The organism is Acidiphilium sp. JA12-A1, assembly GCF_000724705.2.
Classification (GTDB): Bacteria; Pseudomonadota; Alphaproteobacteria; order Acetobacterales; family Acetobacteraceae; genus Acidiphilium; species Acidiphilium multivorum.
This window is the reverse complement of the sequence record NZ_JFHO01000270.1, coordinates 1-631: the sequence shown is the minus strand read 5'-3', so window position 1 is coordinate 631 and position 631 is coordinate 1. Positions and strand designations below refer to the sequence as shown.

2 pseudogenes are annotated in these 631 nt (G+C 67.4%); both read right to left on the bottom strand.

The features are described 5' to 3' along the window. Positions 1 to 144, bottom strand: a pseudogene (locus RT91_RS21865) (NADH-quinone oxidoreductase subunit J); the annotation flags it as partial. Between the two features lie 65 nt (positions 145 to 209). Then, positions 210 to 572, bottom strand: a pseudogene (locus tag RT91_RS21860) (glycosyltransferase family 2 protein); the annotation flags it as partial. Between the last annotated feature and the right edge of the window lie 59 nt (positions 573 to 631).

Below are 631 nucleotides of genomic sequence, written 5' to 3'. Positions count from 1 at the left end.
GTTCAGCATCATGATCACGAAGACGAACAGGACCATGATGGCGCCGGCGTAGATGATGACCTCCAGCGCCGCTGSSAAGGGCGCGCCGAGCACGAAGAACACGAGGGCGACGGCGAGCAGCGAGACCGTGAGATAGAGCACCGCTTCAGCGCCTCCAGCGCCGGCCGGGCGATCAGCCGGAAATCCCCGGTATCGCGCGGGATCGGCACATCGCTCAACCGGTTCATCACCCGGTAGAACATATGGGCGGTGAAGCGCTTCACCGCGCCGTCGCCCTCGCGCGAGGCGCGTGTGGCGTTCACCACATCGTAGCCCTCGCGCCATTTCGCGAGCAGCGCCGGAATCACCTCGGGCGGATCCTGCAGGTCGGCGTCGAGCGGAATCGCCACCGCGCCGCGCGCATGGTCGAGTCCCGCGGTCAACGCCGCCTCCTTGCCAAAATTGCGCGACAGGTCGATCACCCGCACCCGCCCGTCGCGCGCGGCGATGCGCTGCAGCGCCGCAAGCGTGGCATCGCGGCTGCCATCGTTCACGCAGACCAGTTCCCAGTCCTCGCCGAGACCATCGAGCACGGCGGCGAGCCGGTCGAACAGCGGGACGACATTCTCGGCCTCGTTGTGAAACGGCACCA